The organism is Planococcus shenhongbingii (assembly GCF_030413635.1).
GTDB lineage: Bacteria > Bacillota > Bacilli > Bacillales_A > Planococcaceae > Planococcus > Planococcus shenhongbingii.
In genome coordinates, this window is the sequence record NZ_CP129235.1 from 1872099 (window position 1) to 1893997 (window position 21899).

The window sequence follows — 21899 nt, forward strand, 5'->3', positions numbered from 1 at the left end:
AGAGGGATGATAATAACCTAGTAAAAATACTAGCTGCTATAACAGTAATATAAGTCCTAGCAGAGCTAGTCCTAGAGTCTAGCAAAGCTATCCTCAAAGCAATCCATTAAGAGCCAAATACAATAACAAAAGAGTATACAATAGTAGCTATTATTGTTGTTGCAAGGACTGAGTTTACTCAGGATTTAAAGCTCTTATGTCTTGGCTCATACTACAGCTAGAAAGCAGAGAGTACCCCCTCCTTTAAAAAAGATGCCCATGTAATAGAACTGCCCTATACCTATAAGAGAGCAAATAAAAAACTGCCTAACTAAATCCAATATAGGAAATGGCTAGACAGTTATAAGAGAATGTTAGCAATACTGATACTCAGTAAGAGCCTTACAAATACTAATTTTCAGGAGACAGAAAGAGGGTAGCTCTATTCTGGTGTAGATAGGCTCTGCAAAGCGCTCTACATCTTTTTAGACATTACAACTCATTATCTAGGTACTGCTCTAACAGCCCTCTCATTCTACTGCTAGGGATGTAGATATCTATAGGCTCATTATTCCTGATCCTGCTCCTAAACAGCCATTGCAACAGCTCAGATAGAGCATGTTTATCCTGATCTACCTTTAACTTACCTTTTTCCTCTACAAAGCCTTTAAGGATAGGGTTAAGGTAGATGTTAACTAAGTAGATACAGACTGACTTATCAGCAAAGGCATTAGTAGCCCTACAGTTTACCTCTACAAACTTATTAACTTTGCCTTTTACCTCTTTGGATAATCCAGTGGGAGCTAAGGCTTTTTTATTTACCTCTTTATCTCCCTTAATTGTAGTCCACATAATATCATCAGTAGGAGCTTTTAGCTTATTCCTGTAATAGTTATAAGCATCCTTCTTAATCCTATCCCTGATCTCCTTGTACTCTTTATCAGTAGCATACTTTTTAAGTTTAGTAGAGGAGAAAGCAAAAGGCTCTTTTCCAACATCATTTAACTTAGAGTAATGGATGTTAATAAGCTCTTTAAGCTGAGACCTATCCTCCTGATTGAATGGTATATAAGCAGTAAGCTCATACTTACCATTAACATTACTTACAGACTTATATTCATACTTGATATTAAACATATCATAGTAGTATTTCTGTATCTGTCCATCAAACATATAAGTTAATACATAGACCTCATCAAAAGCTCTGAAAACATCTACAGGGAAATTCCAGTATAAAGCTACAGGATTATTATCCTTGTCCTGATGGACTATAAGGTTTTTACTCTCAGCTAATTTCTTAATATAGTTAAACTTGCCATCCTGAGCATAGTTAGCATCATTCCATTTACAAGAGCCTTTCTCATCATAGGTTAGCTTAGCAGTCTGTATCAGCATCCCTAGATCAGACTTTGATATTGGCTCTTGTTCAAGCACATCCATAACCTCATCCAGTATCAGGGTATAGCCCTCCATGTATAAAAGGTCAATTAGAGCCTCATCAGCCCTTTTAAAAAGAGCATGAGTAGATGCAATATCCATTCCTTCAACTATTAGCCTCTTTAGATTATCTTGCTTAGTCTTTCCACTGGATACCTCAGGCTGTACAAATTCTCTATTCTTACATGAGCTTATTACTCTCTCTACCTCAGTAAGAAAGGGAGTTATAAAGATGTATTTCTTATCAACATTAGCCTCATCATCCATCATCTGTATAGCAAAGCTAGTCTTTCCTGATCCCATTAAACTATCAATTACTGTTATTTCTATATTTTTGTCTTTCATTGCAGTTATCCCCCTAATATTATTTAGTGTTTTTAGGCAACAAAAAAGAGACCAGCCTAAGCTAATCCCTCACCCTTTATCTATTTAATTAGTACATCCTTAACTCTCTTTATAAGCTGATCCTTTTCTATGTCTTTAAGGCTGATTGAATTTTCTAGCTGATGCCTTAGCTTTCCTGACAGCTTTTGTCTGAGCTATCTTAGCAGGTCTAGTCTCTTTCCAGTCCTGATACTTAGCCAGATGTTTAGTTACCTTGTGCTCAAAATAGTTGTTATAGATTTCATTTGCAGATTTCATTTTATTTCCCCCTGTAAAGTTATTTGTAGGCCCTAGAAGTCTACATCTTATAGCTAAGTAACTAGGGGAGTTTTAAAGTGGTTTTTTTAATGTTTTTAACTTCTTATTTGATGTTTTCTTATCTGCTACAAAGAGAAATGATGAGAGCTGCTATACCAGGGCTTAGCCCAGGGTAGTGTTATTTGATTGGTAACAATAATAAGTTAATGTCCAAGAAACTGGTACGTATCATTTACATCACTCTCTAATTACTCTTTTAATTACTGTAGTAAAGATTATGTACAAGAAACTTAAACACTAAGAATTAGTCACAGCTCAGCTCCTAATCTCTAATGAGGTAGTAAGGCAGTATCCTCTAGCTGTTCCTACAAAATATAAATAAGTACACTAAACCACTTTAAATAGGTATGACTTACTTACCTAATAAGCAGGAAATAGAGTAGGAACTGCAAAGAGGCTATTTCCTAAACAATAAGGAGGAGAATAGATGTTACTTAAATATAAATTTAAAGAGGCTACAACAGAAGAAAGACAGGAGATGCTTACAGAGATTATTTCTCAGTACAATGTCAATGATAAGAGTCAATTAATCATGGCTCTGGCACACTGTCAGACCTTAACTGATTGCTCTCAGGAGGAGTTTTCTACTAACACTCTAGTTAACTTGTCAGATAGGTCAGTAAGGGTACACAAAAAGGAATACCTAGATATCTTTAAAGAGGTATATGAAAAGTATAAGCAAGAGCCTGAGATTAAAGAATTAGATACTGTAATAAATGAGGATGTTATGGAGCAGGTTTATCAGAATATGCTACTAAAGCTGTCTAATCCCTCAACATCAGCTAAAGACCTTTCTACTTTGCTTACTTACCTAAACATCAGCTCTACAGAACTCAAGCAGTATGCAAAACATAGAGGAGCTACACTAAGGAGCTTTGTAAAAGATAATGAGGCTCTACTTATTAAAGATGAGCATATGCTGAGCCTAGTTAAGTCCATCCTGTCAGAGTCCCAGTTTCTATATCAAGGAACTGAGAGAACTATTGGCAGGACTGAAAACTATATGGAGCTAGACTTAGCTGATCCTATTGTAAGGCTAGAAATGCAAGCTCTAGGACTTCTGACAGCAGGGCTGTGGAATGGAGTTATTAACCCTCAGGCTGTAGAAATGATGCAGACTCTCAGGATGTTAAAACTTGCCTCAGGACAAAAGCTGAGTACATCTCAGGCTATGAGAAATTTTGATGGTATGGACAATAGACCTCTTAAGTTAAAGCCTATTACTATTACAGAGGCAGAGTGTATTGGAATTTATGGAGCTGATGAAGGTAAGGAAATTTATCATTTTCTAACCTCTACTAAAAAAGCTGTAGATATTAAAACTGCTGTACCTTTGCCTAGCTATGAGGATGTACAAGCAGATTATGAAAGTCATTTAAAATATTACTCAGATCCTAATACAAAGCCTTTTAGTGCTGTTATTGCTGAGCTAGAGGCATTTGGGAATGAAGGAAATTACAAAGAAAAGTATAAAAAATACTTAAACCCTCAGGAGGAGAAATAAGATGGAAAACAAAAGAGTAGAGTTTTCTAAAGGTATGGATAGCAAAGTTAAAGAAATGGCTGGAGCATTGGTAGCTGTTCAAGAGATGTTTGAGGTACTGAAGGATGTTAAGGCATCAGGCTCAGAGGCCGTATTTCAGCTACAAGCTAAGAAAGATCAGCTTAAAGAGGAGATGCAACTAGCTACAGATATAGGCTCTGCTAAATACATCATGCAAGAGGTAGAGCAGACAGAGAAAGATATTGAGCTACAGATTGCAGTTAATAATGGACAGGCTACTAAGATTGTAATGGATCTTAAAGATGCCTTTACTACATTCTTTAATGCTCATGCTAAGGCTAAGACAGTATTTAATGCTTTGGATCAGGAGTATGTACAGACAATGAGCATCAGGTCTCTACAGGATGATACAACTAAACTAAACAGCCTAGCATCTAACATTAATGGAGCTTTTGGACTTGCTAAGTCTTTGCTATTGGATGTAGGACTAGCAGAAAACTCTACTGTAAGATATGGCAATACTCATCTAGGACAGAGTAACTTAATATCTAAAGGTATTGGAATGAAAAGAGAGATGGCTTACCTGAGAAAACAGTTAAGCATCTAAAGGATAAACTTACAGGCTGTAGCTGAGGCTATGGCTTTTCTTTTTTCAACATAAGTAGGAGATAATAGGGGGATAAAAGAAATGGATAAGAACTTAATTTATAGGAGTCTACATCTACATTATGTAAAGGGATTAAAACTGTCAGAGGTATCAGATACTGTAGGCTTTACAGAGAGAAAGATCAGGGCAATTATAGAGGGCACCTTAGAGCCTGAGGTAGCTACAGACTTTTTTGAGGATAGAAAGATAGGGAAGTACAGCAGGACTTATTCTGAGCCTGTTTATAAAAAGTTAAGCAAGTTAGACTATGCTTATTTACAACAGAAGTACATGAGTTCCATCAGTAGTGGGCAAAGCATAAAGCTTATAAGGAGCTATCTATTAGAGGATTGTATTGAACCTAAACAGGCTGAAAAAATGTACAAGGGATTAGAGGCTTTCTATGAGGTTAAAAAGGTAGAGCTGATGGATGCAAAGCTACAAGCTGTTTTAAATGTATTAGCAATGCCTAGTAAATGGAGTCTCAAAGATACAGGCTTGGAGACTGTTTATGCAGTACCTATACTAGATGATAAGTTCAATGTAATAGCTGTAGAGTATAAGCCTAACAAGAGCTTTATTTTTCCTGAGGAGCTTTGGTGTATATATGAGTTAATAACTTGATGTAAAAGGAGATAGCTGATGCTGTCTCCTATTTTTTATGATTTGTATCAAGTCACAGTTTTAAGAACAACTCTAATGAAAGTAATAGTTATCAAAATTACTGAGGAGGAAATAGCATGATTACCAATAAAGAAAATAATAAAGAGGTTATTACTTTTAAGACTAAAGATCAGGTTACTGTAAATTTACATGGTGAGCCAAACTATGATATTTGGGCTAAGAAAATGATTAATCTGTGTAATCAAAGTTAAATAAGAAAGATAGTTAAGGGGGGAGCTTGTATGCTTTTCCTTTTTTTGTTTTATATTGGGAGGTTAACTATTAATAGCACAACTTTTAAAACATAGGAGATGGTTTGCTGTGGGTTTTAATCAGCTAAAAGTAGAGGATATTGAAATAATACAACAAAAGATATATGAAAATGCTATAGAACTGCTTGAAGATGCAGAGCTATTATATAACAATGAAAAGTATGCTAGAGCCCATGCTTGTGCTCAATTTAGCATTGAAGAATTTGGGAAGTTACCTATGCTCTTAACAGTAAGCGCACAGGTAAGTAAAGGGGATAAGGTAAACTGGAAGGATTTAAATAATAGGTTAAGAGATCATAAAACAAAAACCTCCCTCAGCTTTGCTTTAATTGAGGTTATGGTAAGAAGCATGATAGAAAAAATAAAAGTAGAAAACATAGAGGACTACCAGTTAGATTTGTATGTCCTTTTTCCTGATAGTATAAATGATTTTAAAAAATTCCTTGAGCAAGATTTTGAACTAGTTCCCTATGCTATTTTTGAGAGTCTTGACAAATCTAGAGAAGAGTTAAGTAAGGAATATAGGGTTAGGCAGGCAGTTGCATCTGTACTTAATAAATATAAAAACTTGAGTTTGTATGCAGATTTTAATGATGGGGATTTTGTTAAACCAAGTGAGGTTATACATGAAAAAAGGAGTAGAGACAGAATAAAAGCAGCTTTAATACAACAAAAGATAATGAAAATTTTGCACCCAGCAAACAATGCCCCTTATAAAATTAAAAATTTTTCACTTTTTGATTCCATACAAGCTGAATTAAGAAATAAAATCTTTGAAGAAAAGTAAAAAGAGAGGGCTATTACAGCTCTCTCCAATGAATGTCCAGTACAGGTTTATTATCAGTATCTTTACTTTTAACATAGTATATCTTTTCAATAAGAAGTTTTAAGGTAGCATTTTGCTCCTCCAATTGCATCTCCCCAAAGTTATCAATTTTCTTCAGCACTTCTTTAACTTTTTCAGCTTGAGCAGAGGCATCTAAAACAGTTAGTTTACCCTCAGTTGTTTTAATTTCTTTCATTAAACAAGTTTTCACCTCATTAATCTGCTCCTTGTTATTCTGATAGGTTTCTTTATCTAAACTTTCATCTAAATATAAATCAAGTAGCCTCTGTTCTTTTCTTTCATGCTTTCTTAGTTCAGATTGCATTGTTGTTAGTGACCAGATTAATTTGTTTTCTAATTCATGTGTATTATCAACAAGCAGTTGTTCCAGTGCCATTTCTAGTTCTGCTCTGTAGTTTTGCAATGATTGAATTACAGCATCTTCAATAATATCTATCTTACAGCCACTGTTGTAACACTGAGGCTCCATTTCTATTTTATGTCTGCAAGGTCTAATCTGAAAGAAAGAATATGTTTTCCCTGATTTTCTAACTTTAGTGTTCTGTTGAATAGTTAGATTCTTACCACAGATTCCACAAGCCACTAACTTGTTTACACTTGATTTAATCCCCAAAGAGTAAAGGTTTTCTCTAGACCTTCTAGAGATAAACATATTTTGAATTTTATCAAATTCATCCTCAGTAAGAATTGCCTCATGTGTTCCTGTAGCAGTTGCTATTTTCTTCAACCTCTTGGAGTTATAGCTGCTTTCTCCTAAATACACCCTGTTCTTAAGAATTCTCAGTACAGTGTCTGGTCTGATCAAAATGCCTTTTCTAGTTCTGAATCCTAAAGCATTTAATTTATCAGCTATCTGTTTAGAGGAGTATCCTGACAAAGCTAAGTTAGCCATTTCTCTAATGATTGGTTTTTCATCTGGATGAATAAGAAGTAGTTTAGAGTTCTTATCCCATATGTAGCCTAATGGAGCAATAGAACCCATCCATCTGTTTTTAATAGCTACAGCATCATACTTACCTTTATTAAGTCTGTGTCTGATTCTCTTATACTCAAAAGCAGAAAGGACAGAGGTAAAGCCAAACAACAACTCTTGATTCTCATCTGTGAGGTCAATTATATTATCAGGAGTTTCAATGATGATGCCATGTTCAATAAAGAGTTCCTTTAACTCTGCTGAATCCCTTTCATCTCTACTTAGGCGATCAGGATGAGAAACCAAAACTCTATCAAAATTCCCCTGTATGATTCCCTCAATCATTTTAGCCAGTTCAGGTCTGTTCCATTTTATAGAAGATTCCACTTCTTGAAACAGTTCATACTCATAATTTTTAATATCAGCAATTCTGATTAATGTCTCTCTCTGATTCTGTAATGTTGCCTCTAATCCATTTTCTTCTTCTCTAGACTTTCTAACATATACTGCAACTTTCTTTTTCAAATTTACCTTTTCCATTAATAACTCTCCCTTTTTACTCTATCTCTTCTTTATTACTCTCATTAGAAAAAAGTATGAAAGTGTGACTGAAAGCTGATAATAGAGTGTTTTCAAAGGGGTTGAACTATGATTTATCCATCAATTAGGCAAAGCACTTGGAGCAACTGTAATTGCCACAGCGCGAAATAAGGAAAATGAGGAGTTCTGCCGCAACCAAGGAGCTGACTACACCTTTAATCCAGAAGAACAGACATTCGAAGAAGCCATTGCTGAATTTACCGATGGTCAAGGAGTAAATGTAATTTACGATACGGTTGGTAAGGATGCCTATGCCAACGCTGTCAACAGTATTACTATAGGGGACGAGTGGTGTTGATTGGTTTTGCTAGCGGAACATGGGGAGTCCCGGATCCAGGGCATATCTTATGGAAGGGGTATTCTGTAACCGGGGCACTCCACTCAGTTCGTTCAAGAAAAGAACGTACGGATAGTATTGCGGTTTTAAATAACTTGCTGGAAGAAGGGAAAATATCTCCCCTCCCCACCACTGTCCATGATTTTGATGGTGCTGTGAATGCCTTGGCCTCTCTTCGTGACCCACAACCAGGATTAGTTGTTGTACGAGGAACCCAATCATCAGCTTGTTAACATAGTTGATGCGTTTACCGAATCATCACTTTTCGTAAATAGAATATTTCCACGTTAACTGTAGCGCTCTAAAGATGCTCTATTCGCGTCTTTAGAACCCTTTTTTATTCATATGTTGATTCAATGTCATAGTTAGGCTGCAGTGGAATTTCTGTGTCGTAAGAGCAGAGTAATAAATGGACACTTGAATTTCATCATGTTATAGTTAGCCCGCTAATTACATTAAACCTATTTGAGGGGATGCCATATGGAAGAGAAGGTTGATTGTGAGATTCGTGAGCTGTTGGATAAAATTTCATCTCGAATGCGTCGAGACTACAGCGAGAGTCTAAGAGAACTTAACCTGTACGTAGGTCAAGATAAGCTGCTTTTTCGTTTATGGTCAGGCGATGGGGTCACACAAATACAGTTAGTTGAGCATTTAAATTGTGAACCCCCCACGGTGACAAATATGGTTAAATCACTGGAGCAAAACGGATTCATTTACCGGAAACGTGATCAGAAAGATGCCAGGGTGATGCGGATTTTTCTAACCGATGAGGGAAGAGAGCTGGAAAAACCGGTTAAAATCAAATGGAGACGGCAACAAGAAAAATTACTCAATTCGATTTTACTGGAAGAGCGCATGCTGTTAAGACGCATCATGAAGCAAATGGAGAGTAATTTGTTTTAAGTACTCTCCTGCTATATACTTAGCAAGCTAATTAAAATCGATTTACAAATATATGCTTAGCAGGCTAATTAAAATCGGTTTACGAATAAAAGAAATTGTTCGTTTCTATAATTCCTTAGTGACTTCGTCGTCCCTCTGTTGCAGGAGAAAAGAGGTTGAATCTGCTGCTTGGCGAGTAAATCGTGGCCTTCCGTACCCATAGAACTGATAGGCCCTTTCATCACATCAAAGATCATAGGACACGGGTGTGCGACGAAAAATCACCAGCAGGTTTAGTAGCTAAACAGAAACGAGATTCAACCAATTATTGAAAGAAGATAGGATGGAAAAAATGAAAACAGAAAAGAAAATGCAACTTGCACTACAACTGGTTTCGGGGTACGGAGTTGAATCCAGCGCTTGGCGGATGCCCGGAACTGATCCGGCAGCCTACACGAACACAGATAGTTATGTCGAGATGGCCAAAATGGCTGAAAAAGGAAAATTTCAGATGGTTTTTATAGCCGATACTCCGGTAATAGGGGGGATCTGGGGCGGCAGAGCCCAACGTTCCCTATGGATCCCATGTTAGCGCTGATGGCTGTTGCCAGGGAAACGGAACGGATCGGGCTTGTCGCGACCCTGTCCACGACGTTCAATTATCCGTATAACCTGGCGCGCCAGTTCAAGGCATTGGACGTCATCAGCCACGGACGGGTCGGCTGGAACGCAGTGACGACCTCCAATCCAGCTGCGGCAGCGAATTTCGGCGCGCAGCCTTTAAGCCGCAAGGAGCGGTATGCCATGGCGCATGAATCCATCCAAATTGTTCAAGCGTTGTGGGGAAGCTGGGAAGAAGATGCCTGGACATTGGATGTAGAAGGTGGTCAGTTTGCCGACATGGACAAAATTAAGCCGATCAATCTTCAAGGGCACTACCATGGTTCACGCGGTCCATTGGCGATCCCGCCTTCTGAACAAGGACAGCCGGTGATCTTCCAGGCTGGAGGCGGGTATGAAGGGCTGGAGCTGGCAGGGAGTTATGCTTCTGGTGTCTATGCCAATCCTTATGATATCGAATCTGCCCGCGAACAACGACAGGCCATTCGACAAAGCGCTGTTCGTTTCGGGAGAAATCCTGACGACATTAAGCTGATTGCAGGTTTTATTTTTTCAATAGGCTCAACCGAAGAAGAAGCTCTTGACCGGCGAAGACAGTTAATGAGTCTTGCTTCTGACGAGATTCCAGATAGAGTTCGCTATCTAGGGGCTATGATTGGATTGGCCTTATCGGTGGATGCGATGGATATCAACGAGCCGATTCCAACGGAGATGCTGAAACGAGCTTATCCTAGCCCTCAGGATCCGCGTTCTCCCCAGGCCTTGGAGTTGGCTTTAAAAGGACTTTCCATTCGGGATATCCTGGCCCACGGAGTGATCAATTATCATCCTGTCGTTGCGGGCACGCCAACGCAGGTTGCAGACTTTATGGAAGAATGGTTTCTGGCAGAGGCAGTTGACGGGTTCTCTGTGGTACCAGATATAGCAGCTGATGGGGTCGAGGATTTTGTTGATTTGGTGGTTCCGATTTTACAGGAACGCGGGCTGTATCATGAAGATTATGAAGGGGAAACGCTGCGGGAGCATATGGGTGTTCCATACCAGTACGGACCCCTTTAACAGAGGCAGATAAGTTAACTAAAATCGATTTATATAGAAAAAGTAATTGGCGCAGAAAAAGGGAATTTATTATGTTAAATGAAGATAATCAACGGTTGTTCAAAGAAGCAATGGGTAATTATCCCACAGGTGTTACTGTGGTCACGACGACAAATCGTGAGGGGGATCCAGTCGGAATAACGGTGAATTCATTTGCCTCTGTATCGCTGAATCCACTTATGATTCTTTGGTTCAATGATCGGAAAGCTTCGTCAATTGATACGTTTACAAAAAGCGGAAAGTTCATAGTCCATCTATTGGCAGATGATCAGCAGGAGTTAGTTAAGCTGTTTTCAAGCAAAAATGTAGACCGTTTTAGCAAGATTAAATGGGGTTTCTCGGATAATCAGCTGCCTGTTCTTGAAGGTGCTTTCGCGGTCCTGGAATGTGAAACAGTTCAAACGGTGGAAGCAGGGGATCATACTATCTTAATCGGAGCCGTTACAAATATACGAACGGAAAAAAAGGATCCCTTGCTCTATCATCGCAGGCACATCGGGGCGATTCCATCAGAGTTTTATGAGCGTATGTGACCTAACAACAGAGGTGCTATAAATGAAAATTGAGGATGCAATCCTTGCTTGTATAGAAGACCACCCGGGAACAAGCGCAAAGAAAATTGTTTCTTGTTTGGACAGAAAAACAAGCAGAGTAGCGGAGGAGTTGAAGGCGCAAGCTTCCATTTTTAAGCAGTTGCGCACATTGAAGAGAAAAGGGAATGTTCATAATAGAGGAAATCGCTGGTACTTTATAAATCGCGAAAATCGGATGGATGGCGTATAGGTTTTCAGTCGCCTTTAGTAGGGGCAGCAGCTATAAAATGGCTTCTTTTTCATCGGCTTTAACTTTTACTTCTATTTCCATACAATAATTTGAATATATTCTACTTACAGCACAGCAAACGCAATCGGCGTCCAACAGAAAAAAATTGGATTTGGGATGGGTAGTGTCAAGAAGCCGCAGCGAAACTTAAAAGCGTTGCTGCAGAAGCAATCGCAGATGAACTCATACAGCTGGATTTTTATCTGGAGACTGTCGATTGCCATAAAGGATGTGAACAAGTCGATGAAAAACAATAAAGATATACGAGTTGTAGTAGGAATGAGTGGCGGCGGCGACTCGTCAGTTGCTGCCTTGTTGCTGAAAGAACAAGGTTACGATGTTGTGGGTGTCTTCATGAAAAACTGGTTGCAAAGTATCAGTGACCCTTTTAGAAAACGGCAAGGTAGATGTCCGGTTTGATCAGTCGGCCCGGGCTTTTACATTAGGACAGGCGGTTGTATTTTATGATGGAGAAGTGTGCCTAGGTGGGGGAACCATCGATTAAATATTTAAAAATGGTGCTCCATTACGATCTGTAGGATAAACCAGATTCTAGGATTCCTCAATTCAACTATGAAAGAGGGTTAACAAAATGAAAAATAGAAAAAAGTTAAAATTAGGTGCTGTGCTTGAAGGTGTTGGCTGGAACTATATGGGATGGAGACATCCAGAGATGCCTGCCGATGCGTCTGAAAATATTGATCACTATGTAAAACAGGCAGAGATAGCAGAAACTGCAAAATTTGATACGCTATTTTTAATCGATGTCAGCCATGTTGGACCAGGGAACATTCCGCATTACTTGAGTTTCTTTGAAGGTGTCAGTCTTATGTCGGCACTTAGTATGGCTACTAAAAATATTGGCCTTTCAGCGACAATTGCTAGTTCGTATGGAGATCCATATACAGCAGCAAGACAAATTTTATCACTAGATAAAATTAGTAAAGGAAGGGCTTCTTTAAACTTAATTACTTCAAATCCCGGGGGCCTGGTTAACTTTAGCCGTGGGCACTTGTCAAAAAATGATTTATATCCTATGCAAAAGGAATTTATGGAAATTGTCTTAGGATTATGGGATACGTATGAAGATGATGCTTTTATCCGCGATAAAGCAAGTGGGGTATTTTTGGATCCAAATAAGATGCACACTTTAAATTATCGAGGAAATTACTTTTCGGTAGATGGTCCATTAAGTATTAGTCGTTCAGCCCAAGGAAGACCAGTACTTTTTACGGCAGGTACTTCTTCCAATATGATGGAAAATGCTGCAAAGTATACGGACGCAGCCCTTATTCATAATGATTCTCTTGCTGAAATCGTGGAAATGGCGACAGAGCTGAAAAAACGAGTAGCCTTAGAAGGGCGATCACCGGAAGACTTTATTGTTGCAGTGCTTGAAAACCCAATCGTAGGTAGAACTGAAAAAGAAGCAGAAGAAAAGTTCAGAGAATTAGAAATCTTGATGCCCCATTATAGAATACCAAAACCTAGATTTTTCGGTTCAGCAGAAAAAGTAGCCGATAAAGTTCAGGAATGGTATGAAGCAGGTGCAATGGATCTGTTCTTAGTAAAACAAGAGTATCCAACAGGACTACAAGATTTCGCTGATTTAGTCGTTCCCATTTTACAGGATAGAGGCATTTTCCGTACAGAATATGAATCAAATACGTTACGAGGTAATTTAGAATTGCCTATTCCAGAAAGTAAATACGCACGACTTTAGAGAAGAAAATAAGTACCAAATTGGGGCATAACATAAGAAGATTGGAAGGGTGCAAAAAATGAGATTAAGTATTCTAGACCAAGTCCCTGTTACGAAGGGAAATACAGCAGTAGATGCGTTAAAAAATGCGGAAGAATTGGCCGTTTTGGGCGATGAATTAGGCTATCATCGCATGTGGATGGCGGAACATCACGGAATGGATATCTTGGCAAGCTCAGCTCCTGAAGTCATCGCCGCTCATTTGGCTGCTAAAACGAGAACGATTCGAATCGGTACCGGGGGCGTGATGATGATGCATTATTCCCCATTGAAACTAGCCGAAGTGTTTAAAACATTAAGTGCATTTTCACCAGGCAGGATCGATTTTGGTGTTGGCCGAGCTGCGGGCGGGGATCAGCGTTCCATCTATGCTTTATCCGAAGGACGCCAGCCAATGGTAAACAATATGTATGAAAAACTGGATACAGCGCTACAGCTGATCAACGACGAAGTACCCGAAGATGATTTGTATAATAAAACAATCGCAACACCGTCCCAAGTTGTTTTGCCGGAAGCTTGGCTGCTGGGTGCGACTGGCAACAGTGCTATTCAGGCAGGGATCCGGGGGATTGGTTATTCATTTGCCCAGTTTTTCAACGGCCAAATGTCCAAGGAGATACTGGATGCATACAAAAAGAACTTTCAACCTTCTGCTTTTATGGAAAAACCGGAAATTAATGTTTCCTATATGGTGACAACCGCTGAAACAAATGAGGAAGCTGAATTCGAAGCAAAGTCTCAAGATATCTCGCGTTTACTGTTTACGAAGGGAAAAATAGCACCGGTTTTGACACCTGAGGAAGCCAGTGATTATCCATTGACGGAAATGGATCGCATGATCATTCAAGATAACCGTGAAATCCATTTAGTGGGAGCTGCGAAAGAAATTGCGATGCTCTTACAAAAAGAGCAACAACAATATGGATTTGATGAAGCGATGATTGTCAGTATTCCCCATGCCCAAGAAAAACGCCTGGAAGTCTACCGGTTGCTGGCCAAGGAATTGTTATGAGTTTGAGTGAATGATTGAAGGAAATAAAATTTCCTCATGACAAGATATTTATGTTACGAGGATGTGGCAGGAGAACGAATATATGGATAAATTCCAATCACATAAAGGCTTTGCGCGGACATTTGCGGACCGCTGTTTAACTCTGGGACTCATATTTCCGTTAGAGTCGTACACGGGAAGTTTTCCTGTTTTTAATCTGGAAGAGCAGATGCTACTGGCTAAAAAGGCGGAAAATCTGGGTTTTGCTTCGTTGTTTGTAAGAGATGCCCCCCTCTACGATGCGAACTTTGGCGATGTAGGTGCTTTTTATGACCCTTGGATATTTCTGGCGTATGTTTCGGCACATACGGATCGAATCGCACTGGGTACGGCGAGTATTGTGACGACGTTGCGTCACCCGCTTCACGTAGCGAAGTCAGCGGCTTCCTTGGACAAAATATCAAAAGAGCGTTTCTTATTGGGAGCTGCGACCGGTGACCGGCCCATTGAATTTCCCGCATTCCAAGTGGATCCTGCCGAAAGCGCAGCCTTATTTAGAGAGTCTGTAGAAGTCATGAAAAAAGTGTGGAAAGAACCATTTCCGAAAATAAAGACTGAGCGAGTGGAATTGGAGCAAGGCGATATTGTTCCCAAACCCACTTTATCCGACATTCCCCTTCTGGGAACCGGGTATTCCGGCCAAACGATTGAGTGGTTAGCCAAGCATACAGATGGCTGGTTGTTTTATTCGCAAGGCGTTAATGACCAGCGTGACCTGGTGAATAAGTGGCGAGCAGCGGCCGGTGAATTCAAACCATTTGTTCAGGCTTTGGCTATTGACTTATCCGAGAATCCAAACGAAGCACCTAAACCGATACAGGGAGGGTTTAGGTCGGGTTATCGATTTTTAATCGATTACCTGCGTGCCTATGAGGACGCAGGCGTGAATCATGTGATATTTGGTTTGAAACACGGAACACGCCCTGCAGAAGACGTGATGGAGGAATTGGGGGAATATGTGCTTCCTCATTTTCCTGCACATCTTCAGTTCCGAAATCAAAACAGTGGCACTCCGCCTAAGGAGTATGGCCGCAAGGCTGAAACTCAATGGGATTAACAGGATTCCGCATAAGCAAACTGGCGGCCAATCTCGAAAGAAAGGCTGCCGCGAGCCATGCAATCTTCTGGGGCGAATCACAAGAAATTTATTTTTAGGTTGTTGAACTTAATATTACAATTCGTCGCTTAAAATAGAATTAGTCTTTTAAGGTAAGTGATTTTATATTTTTGTTGATACAATTTTAATGAAACTTTTTATTAGGTTAACTCTGAAAACCAAGAGTAAAAGCCGGATTTTTAGAATTGAACTACAATATTTATAAAAAAATGCTTTAAAATTTATTTCATTTATCAGTCCTATTCGCTTAAATTTAATTCACTTTTTGATTTGAAATCAGTAGAGGTATAGAGTGAGAAGAATTTATCTTAGTGTCGATTATATGTTAGCGCTAAATACTAATTTCAGTTAACTTATGAGGGATTATCGGTACTAACATAGAAAGGGAGAGAAGAGGCTGACACAACATCTCTTTTCTTCCTTTTGTGTCTATAAAACTATACTTTTACGAACGGTTATTGAACCAGCAATAGATGCTAAGAATCACGAAGTGCATAAACGTATGCAAGGCGATATTTGACGCCGGAATAAATAGGGTAAAGCATACATGAATCAACACAACCAAACTAAACAGAATGTTTATGAAACTTTTTTTGTATATCAACCCGATGCCACTTTTATTAATGGGGTAAAAGATATCATCAAGCAATATGTAACAGATGGCATTTATTATTCTCAGATACAGGATAAAATGTTGCGGGCGAAGATCGATTTAATAATTGCTTATGTGACAGGCGCTTACATTGAAAGTATCGTTTTTTGGATTAAAGAAAATTATGAGACAAGCCCAGAGGATATGGCAAGCAGCCTAATCGATATCTCTTTATATGGTCCCTACTTTGACAAGCTTACGTCAGAAAATTAACTTGAAAAAATTAGTCAATAGAGAATATGAAAAGGCTATTACTTAACGTCATATTTTGTGACTCGCTAAGTAATAGCCTTTTTTTGCAATAACTCAAATCCAATAAATTCAGCGATAAATAGAATGCATTATTAGAAAGACACATTTATGATGCAGTACTTGATCTTGAATAAATTAGAAAAGAATATGGATTTTCGATATGGATATTTGTTGGGCATTCAACTGGGGGAATGATTGGGGTTCTTTAAGGCATTCGTTTTTCATTTTCTCTTAAATCTTTTCTCCTAGTTGGCTCTTCCGCAAGAGAATAGAGTTTATCGTCTAGCAAGTACATTTATAATGAAGAACACCCAAAGTTTTGAAGCGTTCGGAAAAGGGTGCTTCGAACGCTTACAATCCTTGTCTTAACCGATGGGCTAGAAGGTCTAATCCAGTTTAATTAGTGTTGGACAAGAGGATGGCGAATTCGTCGTCTCCAATACGGGCTGCAGTATCCGAGGATTTTGCTATATCGGCAATTTTAAAAGTCAGTTCTTTTAGTACGCCGTCGCCTGCAATCTTTTACGATCCCGAGAATATAGGTGCAGTTTCCTTTTTCTTTAAGAATAGGGATTAAGGTGGTTTCTGAATGATACGTTTCAGCGGACGGGGTGCTATAGGAATCTTCAAAAACCACGCTCTTTTTTGTAGTCAGGAATTTGTTTTTCTCTTGATTCAGTAAATCAGCCATAAATAGGTGCTTTATCCACTTCTGAATTTCCTTTCTCGATTGAATGTTTTTTAAAGAACACCCGAAACTATTAATTGGCAGAAAAACGTTTAGCAGTCTAGAGATCGGCTGTAAATTCAAAACGAGTCTGCAAATACTTCGCTTCAAAGTCAATGACTGTTAAGGGCTTGTCATACAGATAACCTTGGAAGATACTGCAGTCATTTGCTAGAAGAAATTCAGCTTCCTCGATCTGTTCCACCCCTTCAGCCACTAAATCGCATTCGATGCTTTTGGCCAAGTGAATCAGCGATTTCAGGACCGCTTCCGATTTCCGATCCTGCCCAATTTTTTCAACGAAAGACTTGTCGATTTTAATTTTATTGATGGGAAAGTGAGTCAAGTAGGAAATCATGGAAAATCCTGTACCGAAATCGTCGATGGCAATGGAAATGCCTTTGGATTTGCAGAGAAGCAAATTTTTGAGTGTTTGGGGTGAATAAGACAGTTCGGCCTGTTCCGTTATTTCGATTTCAATTAACTTTGGATGGATTTTATATTGTTCCATCAGTCTGAAAAAATCATCGAAAAAAACGGGGTTGCCGAGCAGGGAAGGCGTCATATTGATGGCGGTGCGCAGGTTCCAGCCAAACCTTGCTTCCCAATCCTTGATTTGAGTAAACACTTCTGCGCACAGATGGGAAGTCAACGCTACGATGTGGCCAGACTCCTCAGCTGCTTGAATAAATTCCAGCGGTGAAATTTCGCCGAATTCCGGATGAACCCAACGGGAAAGGACTTCCGCGCCAATGAGTTCACCTGAATTCCCATCAATTTGTGGCTGCAGGGTGTAATAAAAGCCATTTGCCTTTAAATCCCCGGTCAAACCTTCTTCAATAGCTAATTTCCGATTATATGAAGCTCTCATCATTGGATGGAAAAAAGAGTGAAAAGAGTCGGAGACATTTTTGGCTTCATACATCGCGATTTCCGCACAAGAAAACAATTCATCCAAAGTTTGGGCATCAAATGGAAAACAGGCAATCCCAATGCTCGCGCTAACATGGATTTTTTGAGAATTCTCCAGGACCACAGGCTGAAGGAAAATGTCTTCCATCCGTTTAGCGACATCCCCCACGTGTTCCTGTTTGCTGACTTCCCTTAATACAATAAACTCATTTCCATCGAGCTGCCCCACATGACAAGTTTCACTTGAAAATTCTTTTAGTTCTTCAGCGAATTTTTTCATGATGATTTCGCCTGCCTTGTAGTGATGAACAGCGTTAACAAAATATAAATTATCGATGTTCAAATGAAATACGGAAAAATTTTTACCTTTTTCAATCAGCGAACGGGCTGTTTGAAAAAGTAACCGGCGGTTGGGTAATCCAGTCAAGTAGTCATAGTAAGCAGCTTCTACCAATTTTTCTTCTATTTTCTTACGCTCACTTACATCTTGTAAATAGATGGCCAAACCGCCTTTCTTCAACGGATATACTTTGATTTGGAACCAGGTATCAAGCGTATGGAAGTAGTCAATAAATTCCAACACACCTTTTTTTCTAATACCTTGTTCATAATGGTGATGAAAGGGCGAGTCGAGCACTTCCGGAAATAGTTCCAGCACTCCACGGCCAACCACATTTTTTCTCTTGCACTGAAGCAGCTTCTCGGCCATTTCATTGAGATAAGTGAATTTCCGCTGTTCGTTCAGCAACACAAAACCTTCAGACATGCTTTCCAGAACGATTTCAGCAGTAATCATCTGATTAGAGTGAAGGCCGATAGGTTTATGGTATAAAAGGGCTCCGCGTGTTTGACCAGGGGCTAATGCAACGGCGCGCACCTTCACTTCCAGCCATTGAACGACATTATCTTTCAATAGAAAAGGATACATCTCTGTATATTCGCCTGCCTCCTGCGATATTACTTGTTTAATGATTTGAAGTTCACTTTCTTTCCCGCAAGCTATCAGCTGATCATAATAATTGGCCCCTGGCTTCCAGAGAGATTCTTCTATATCATTAGCGACACAAAAATCAATCCAAACCTGATTAACCTTGAAAATTGTACCGTTTTCATCAATGGCAATCAAAAATTCGTCCATTTTATTCATCTTAGCTAGAATTTGACCTTTATCATCCTCCACTGCTTTCCACTCCTGACTAAATACTTACAAATTGAACGGTCTTAAAAATTCTGATGATTTTTTGATTTTTTATATTATTTTCAGATAGCGAAGGTTCCGTATTTAATAAAAGCATGTTTTTCTCTTGTTATTATTAAAATGACTTCTTACTCAAATGGTTACAATGAAATCTAGTGTTTGTAATTAATTGATATCACAATAATGAGTATCATATGACTAAATTGTATAACATTAAATAGGTTTAAAGGACTAAATGGAAAATGTTGTAATATACAGTTTTTTGAGTTTTCGACTTTAAGTAATTTAATGGAAGTATAAGCGATGTAGATTATTTAATATGCAACGGAAAAGAAGATGCCAACCAAGAGCATTTTCTCTTCCTTTTTCACTTTACAAATATCTTCTGCAAAGATTAGCGCTGAATTCATAGCTGCCTGTTTGAAGGTGCTTCACAGCATAGAAAATGGAAAGAATATTGAATTTTCCTGTCCAAAAAAGAGGACCGCATTAAATTTCATCTTCAAATTCCTTCGGTTATGCTTATAAAAATAAGTTTACTTATCGAAAAACATTCAGTTTTCTCCATTATCTATTAAAGGGCTACGCAAAAAAACAAGCTTATTATAAAGAGGTTTGCCGGTTAAAAATTGATTAGAAATAGCGCTATTGCTTTTTTTCTACGCCTTTCCATCTACTTATTTAGTTTAATCATTCCAAGTATTTCCTTGTTTATTGGTTTGTTCCTATATAAATTCAAGGACGAGAACTATATACTTGAAAGTATTAAATTCAAAATGTGCATATTGAACTACTTATACCTTTTAGAATTACATTTTTTTAGACAAATATACGTGCAACAACCACTGTGTTATTTTCGGATGAATAAAGGAGATATTTAAATGAAGAAATTAATCAATACCCGCAAAGTGAACTTGGCGACCTTGCTGACTGTACTTGTAGCTGCTTCTGTCATTCTCACTTTGCTCATCCTTACCGTTTCGTTTCATCAGTCCAATAAGGAATCGTTGATGGCGACTTATTTATCCCTCAATTACTCCAAAGCGGATAAGATGAGCCATTCCGTTGAATCATTATTCGGTTCGATGAGAACAAATTTGGAATCCACGGTCGAATTCCTTGAAACTCACGAGGAAATGACGGATCAGGAAATCCGTGAGCAATTAGAACTTCTGCGAACAAGCAGCGGGTATTTCAATTCTCTGTCATGGGTGGATGAAACCGGACTTGTTCGAACAATCAGTCCTGTGAGCGTCGGATTGGAAGGGACGAAAATAACGTCTGGAGTAACAAAAGATGTGCTGGACTCGAAAAAGCCAGGAGTGACAACGCCGTATTTTGGGCCGACTAGACGCTTGCTCATCTTGATGAACCAACCTTTTTACTCAAAAGATGGAACTTATCGAGGGATGATTGGCGGAACGATTTATCTTCAAGAGGAAAACGTCTTGAATCACATCCTTGGAAATGATGCGGTTGAAAAATATGGCTCCTACTATTTTGTTGTTGGTCCGAAAGGGACCCTCTTGTTCCATCCGGAACGTAAATTGATCGGAGAAAGCGTCTATCAGAATCCGATCGTTCAAAAATTAACCCATGGAAAAAGCGGAATGGAATTGGTTACCAATACGAAAGGGATTCCGATGCTGGCCGCTTACAGTTATGTACCGGGAGCAGGATGGGGGATTGTGCAGCAAACCCCTTATTCGTCTGTGCACGATTTGTTGATGGATCAGCTTCAACAATTGCTGCTGAATGGGTTGTTGCCATTTCTGCTGCTGCTTCTTTTGTCGATCTTTATCGCTCGCAAGTTGGCAGCTCCCTTTATCCGGTTGGCTGACCTGGTCAACCGATTGGCTGAGGGAAAGGAGGTTTCTCAGCCCCTCCGGGATAAGCTAATGGAGCCGCATTGGAACCGGGAAGCCGACCTCCTGACAAAAAGTGTAGCCATCGCCCTTGACCTACTGGAAAAAAACAACCAGGAGCTTACTCAGTACGCGCTCACTGATTCGTTGACCGGGTTGCCGAACCGACGGAAATTGGACGAAGTGTTAAACCGCTGGGCAAGCGAAAGGCGGCTTTTTTCGCTGCTGGTGTTGGATATCGATCACTTTAAATCCATTAATGACACATATGGACATCAAATGGGTGACGAAGCCTTAAAAACGATGGCAGCGATGATTCAAACTATCATCCGGAAACAAGACTACTGTTTTCGCTATGGAGGAGAAGAATTTGTCCTTCTTCTGTCGGAGACAGATGCTTTAGGAGCTTATCACTTAGCGGAAAAGATACGTGAAAGAATAGAAGGATTTCAGATCATCCGAGGAAAAACAGTCACCGTGTCACTCGGACTTTCAGAATTTCCGACTCATGCCAATTCGGCTGACGAACTTTTCCGATTAGCAGATCAAGCATTATACGAATCAAAATCAGGAGGAAGAAACCGGATTACAATTTCCTCTTAATCAAAAGCAGGAGAAGCTTGCTTGTGAATGAAAGGTTATATAAAAAATTTTATGCTTTCATCAAAATCTTGTTCCGTATTCTGTGCGACTTATGCAGATTCGGGCAAGGTTTTTTTATTATGGCTGCCATGCCCGTATTTTAATCGTGCATGTCACTGCAGGCGAGTGCTAAATTTCAAGTTGAAGCTCCAAAATAACGAAGACACTCCGATTACGGTCCGGGTGGAAAACCATGCCGTAGAAGCAGATGAGTTCTTGTCCGTATACGATTCAGGAGCTGTTTGAATGATGAAGTTGTGTAGGTACGAAGGAAGAGAAGAGGCTAATTAAAGCACATCTTCTCTCTTTTTGGTTTGTAAAACTGAAATTTTAAGCATACTTTTCCTGAATAGAAATTTCTTTAAAGATTCCATAAACGAAATGGTAATATAAGT

22 protein-coding genes and 1 pseudogene are annotated in these 21899 nt (G+C 39.2%); 18 read left to right on the top strand and 5 right to left on the bottom strand.

From position 1 onward, the window contains the following. Positions 1-471: 471 nt before the first annotated feature. The gene (locus QWY16_RS09350) at positions 472-1761 is read right to left on the bottom strand and encodes a YonV family putative phage-derived protein (RefSeq protein ID WP_300993008.1); all 1290 of its coding nucleotides are present in this window, start codon (positions 1759-1761) and stop codon (positions 472-474) included. Positions 1762-1896: 135 nt separating this feature from the next. Continuing rightward, a complete protein-coding gene (locus QWY16_RS09355) occupies positions 1897-2058 on the bottom strand; it encodes a hypothetical protein (RefSeq protein WP_300993012.1) in 162 nt (53 codons plus the stop codon). 487 nt (positions 2059-2545) lie between these two features. On the opposite strand from QWY16_RS09355, the gene QWY16_RS09360 reads away from it, so the two are divergent. The 5 genes from QWY16_RS09360 (at position 2546) to QWY16_RS09380 (ending at position 5990) form a co-directional block, all read left to right on the top strand. Beyond that, complete coding sequence (locus QWY16_RS09360; RefSeq protein ID WP_300993015.1) at positions 2546-3622, top strand: hypothetical protein; 1077 nt, start codon at positions 2546-2548, stop codon at positions 3620-3622. Between the two features lies 1 nt (position 3623). Then, positions 3624-4229 (top strand): hypothetical protein, encoded by a 606-nt coding sequence (locus QWY16_RS09365; RefSeq protein ID WP_300993017.1) that lies wholly within the window; start codon positions 3624-3626, stop codon positions 4227-4229. A gap of 81 nt (positions 4230-4310) precedes the next feature. Further along, complete coding sequence (locus QWY16_RS09370) at positions 4311-4892, top strand: hypothetical protein (protein WP_300993020.1); 582 nt, start codon at positions 4311-4313, stop codon at positions 4890-4892. A gap of 116 nt (positions 4893-5008) precedes the next feature. Continuing rightward, positions 5009-5143 (top strand): hypothetical protein, encoded by a 135-nt coding sequence (locus tag QWY16_RS09375; protein WP_300993023.1) that lies wholly within the window; start codon positions 5009-5011, stop codon positions 5141-5143. A gap of 109 nt (positions 5144-5252) precedes the next feature. Further along, positions 5253-5990 (top strand): AbiV family abortive infection protein, encoded by a 738-nt coding sequence (locus QWY16_RS09380; protein ID WP_300993025.1) that lies wholly within the window; start codon positions 5253-5255, stop codon positions 5988-5990. A gap of 13 nt (positions 5991-6003) precedes the next feature. Here QWY16_RS09380 and QWY16_RS09385 read toward each other — a convergent pair whose 3' ends face one another. Then, positions 6004-7503, bottom strand: coding sequence for a recombinase family protein (locus QWY16_RS09385; RefSeq protein ID WP_300993027.1), 1500 nt, complete (start codon positions 7501-7503; stop codon positions 6004-6006). Between the two features lie 115 nt (positions 7504-7618). Between QWY16_RS09385 and QWY16_RS19375 the strand changes: the two genes are divergently transcribed. The 12 genes and pseudogenes from QWY16_RS19375 (at position 7619) to QWY16_RS09440 (ending at position 16121) form a co-directional block, all read left to right on the top strand. Further along, entirely contained in the window at positions 7619-7861 is a 243-nt protein-coding gene (locus tag QWY16_RS19375) for a zinc-binding dehydrogenase (RefSeq protein WP_367281341.1), read from the top strand. After that, positions 7858-8133, top strand: a complete 276-nt coding sequence (locus tag QWY16_RS09390; RefSeq protein ID WP_300993028.1) for an MDR/zinc-dependent alcohol dehydrogenase-like family protein — start codon at positions 7858-7860, stop codon at positions 8131-8133. Before QWY16_RS19375 ends, QWY16_RS09390 begins: the two co-directional genes overlap by 4 nt. 247 nt (positions 8134-8380) lie before the next feature. Continuing rightward, positions 8381-8806: a MarR family winged helix-turn-helix transcriptional regulator gene (locus tag QWY16_RS09395; protein ID WP_300993030.1), complete on the top strand. Its 426-nt coding sequence runs from the start codon at positions 8381-8383 to the stop codon at positions 8804-8806. Positions 8807-9137: 331 nt separating this feature from the next. After that, on the top strand, positions 9138-9377 hold the full coding sequence (locus tag QWY16_RS09400; RefSeq protein WP_300993032.1) for a hypothetical protein: 240 nt from the start codon (positions 9138-9140) through the stop codon (positions 9375-9377). Next, positions 9362-10465 (top strand): NtaA/DmoA family FMN-dependent monooxygenase, encoded by a 1104-nt coding sequence (locus QWY16_RS09405; RefSeq protein ID WP_300993034.1) that lies wholly within the window; start codon positions 9362-9364, stop codon positions 10463-10465. Before QWY16_RS09400 ends, QWY16_RS09405 begins: the two co-directional genes overlap by 16 nt. A gap of 71 nt (positions 10466-10536) precedes the next feature. Then, positions 10537-11037 (top strand): flavin reductase family protein, encoded by a 501-nt coding sequence (locus QWY16_RS09410; RefSeq protein WP_300993036.1) that lies wholly within the window; start codon positions 10537-10539, stop codon positions 11035-11037. 532 nt (positions 11038-11569) lie between these two features. After that, a pseudogene (locus QWY16_RS09415) lies at positions 11570-11692 on the top strand (tRNA 2-thiouridine(34) synthase MnmA); the annotation flags it as partial. Between the two features lie 13 nt (positions 11693-11705). Continuing rightward, positions 11706-11831: an aminomethyltransferase beta-barrel domain-containing protein gene (locus QWY16_RS09420; RefSeq protein ID WP_300993039.1), complete on the top strand. Its 126-nt coding sequence runs from the start codon at positions 11706-11708 to the stop codon at positions 11829-11831. A gap of 87 nt (positions 11832-11918) precedes the next feature. Next, positions 11919-13049, top strand: coding sequence for an NtaA/DmoA family FMN-dependent monooxygenase (locus QWY16_RS09425; protein WP_300993040.1), 1131 nt, complete (start codon positions 11919-11921; stop codon positions 13047-13049). A gap of 58 nt (positions 13050-13107) precedes the next feature. Beyond that, entirely contained in the window at positions 13108-14100 is a 993-nt protein-coding gene (locus tag QWY16_RS09430) for an LLM class flavin-dependent oxidoreductase (RefSeq protein WP_300993042.1), read from the top strand. Between the two features lie 82 nt (positions 14101-14182). Further along, positions 14183-15196: an LLM class oxidoreductase gene (locus QWY16_RS09435; protein WP_300993045.1), complete on the top strand. Its 1014-nt coding sequence runs from the start codon at positions 14183-14185 to the stop codon at positions 15194-15196. Between the two features lie 607 nt (positions 15197-15803). Continuing rightward, positions 15804-16121, top strand: a complete 318-nt coding sequence (locus QWY16_RS09440) for a TetR-like C-terminal domain-containing protein (RefSeq protein WP_300993048.1) — start codon at positions 15804-15806, stop codon at positions 16119-16121. Between the two features lie 435 nt (positions 16122-16556). Here QWY16_RS09440 and QWY16_RS09445 read toward each other — a convergent pair whose 3' ends face one another. Continuing rightward, on the bottom strand, positions 16557-16679 hold the full coding sequence (locus QWY16_RS09445) for a diguanylate cyclase domain-containing protein (protein ID WP_300993377.1): 123 nt from the start codon (positions 16677-16679) through the stop codon (positions 16557-16559). A 269-nt stretch (positions 16680-16948) separates the two neighbouring features. After that, entirely contained in the window at positions 16949-18979 is a 2031-nt protein-coding gene (locus QWY16_RS09450; RefSeq protein WP_300993051.1) for an EAL domain-containing protein, read from the bottom strand. An 899-nt stretch (positions 18980-19878) separates the two neighbouring features. On the opposite strand from QWY16_RS09450, the gene QWY16_RS09455 reads away from it, so the two are divergent. After that, positions 19879-21465, top strand: a complete 1587-nt coding sequence (locus QWY16_RS09455; protein ID WP_300993054.1) for a sensor domain-containing diguanylate cyclase — start codon at positions 19879-19881, stop codon at positions 21463-21465. Positions 21466-21899 lie beyond the last annotated feature (434 nt).

Excerpts from the sequence above, each read along its gene's own strand:
- QWY16_RS09350 (WP_300993008.1), bottom strand. The coding sequence starts at position 1,761 with ATGAAAGACAAAAATATAGAAATAACAGTAATTGATAGTTTAATGGGA.
- QWY16_RS09355 (WP_300993012.1), bottom strand. The coding sequence starts at position 2,058 with ATGAAATCTGCAAATGAAATCTATAACAACTATTTTGAGCACAAGGTA.
- QWY16_RS09360 (WP_300993015.1), top strand. The coding sequence starts at position 2,546 with ATGTTACTTAAATATAAATTTAAAGAGGCTACAACAGAAGAAAGACAG.
- QWY16_RS09365 (WP_300993017.1), top strand. The coding sequence starts at position 3,624 with ATGGAAAACAAAAGAGTAGAGTTTTCTAAAGGTATGGATAGCAAAGTT.
- QWY16_RS09370 (WP_300993020.1), top strand. The coding sequence starts at position 4,311 with ATGGATAAGAACTTAATTTATAGGAGTCTACATCTACATTATGTAAAG.
- QWY16_RS09375 (WP_300993023.1), top strand. The coding sequence starts at position 5,009 with ATGATTACCAATAAAGAAAATAATAAAGAGGTTATTACTTTTAAGACT.
- QWY16_RS09385 (WP_300993027.1), bottom strand. The coding sequence starts at position 7,503 with ATGGAAAAGGTAAATTTGAAAAAGAAAGTTGCAGTATATGTTAGAAAG.
- QWY16_RS09395 (WP_300993030.1), top strand. The coding sequence starts at position 8,381 with ATGGAAGAGAAGGTTGATTGTGAGATTCGTGAGCTGTTGGATAAAATT.
- QWY16_RS09400 (WP_300993032.1), top strand. The coding sequence starts at position 9,138 with ATGAAAACAGAAAAGAAAATGCAACTTGCACTACAACTGGTTTCGGGG.
- QWY16_RS09405 (WP_300993034.1), top strand. The coding sequence starts at position 9,362 with ATGGATCCCATGTTAGCGCTGATGGCTGTTGCCAGGGAAACGGAACGG.
- QWY16_RS09410 (WP_300993036.1), top strand. The coding sequence starts at position 10,537 with ATGTTAAATGAAGATAATCAACGGTTGTTCAAAGAAGCAATGGGTAAT.
- QWY16_RS09425 (WP_300993040.1), top strand. The coding sequence starts at position 11,919 with ATGAAAAATAGAAAAAAGTTAAAATTAGGTGCTGTGCTTGAAGGTGTT.
- QWY16_RS09430 (WP_300993042.1), top strand. The coding sequence starts at position 13,108 with ATGAGATTAAGTATTCTAGACCAAGTCCCTGTTACGAAGGGAAATACA.
- QWY16_RS09435 (WP_300993045.1), top strand. The coding sequence starts at position 14,183 with ATGGATAAATTCCAATCACATAAAGGCTTTGCGCGGACATTTGCGGAC.
- QWY16_RS09440 (WP_300993048.1), top strand. The coding sequence starts at position 15,804 with ATGAATCAACACAACCAAACTAAACAGAATGTTTATGAAACTTTTTTT.
- QWY16_RS09455 (WP_300993054.1), top strand. The coding sequence starts at position 19,879 with ATGAAGAAATTAATCAATACCCGCAAAGTGAACTTGGCGACCTTGCTG.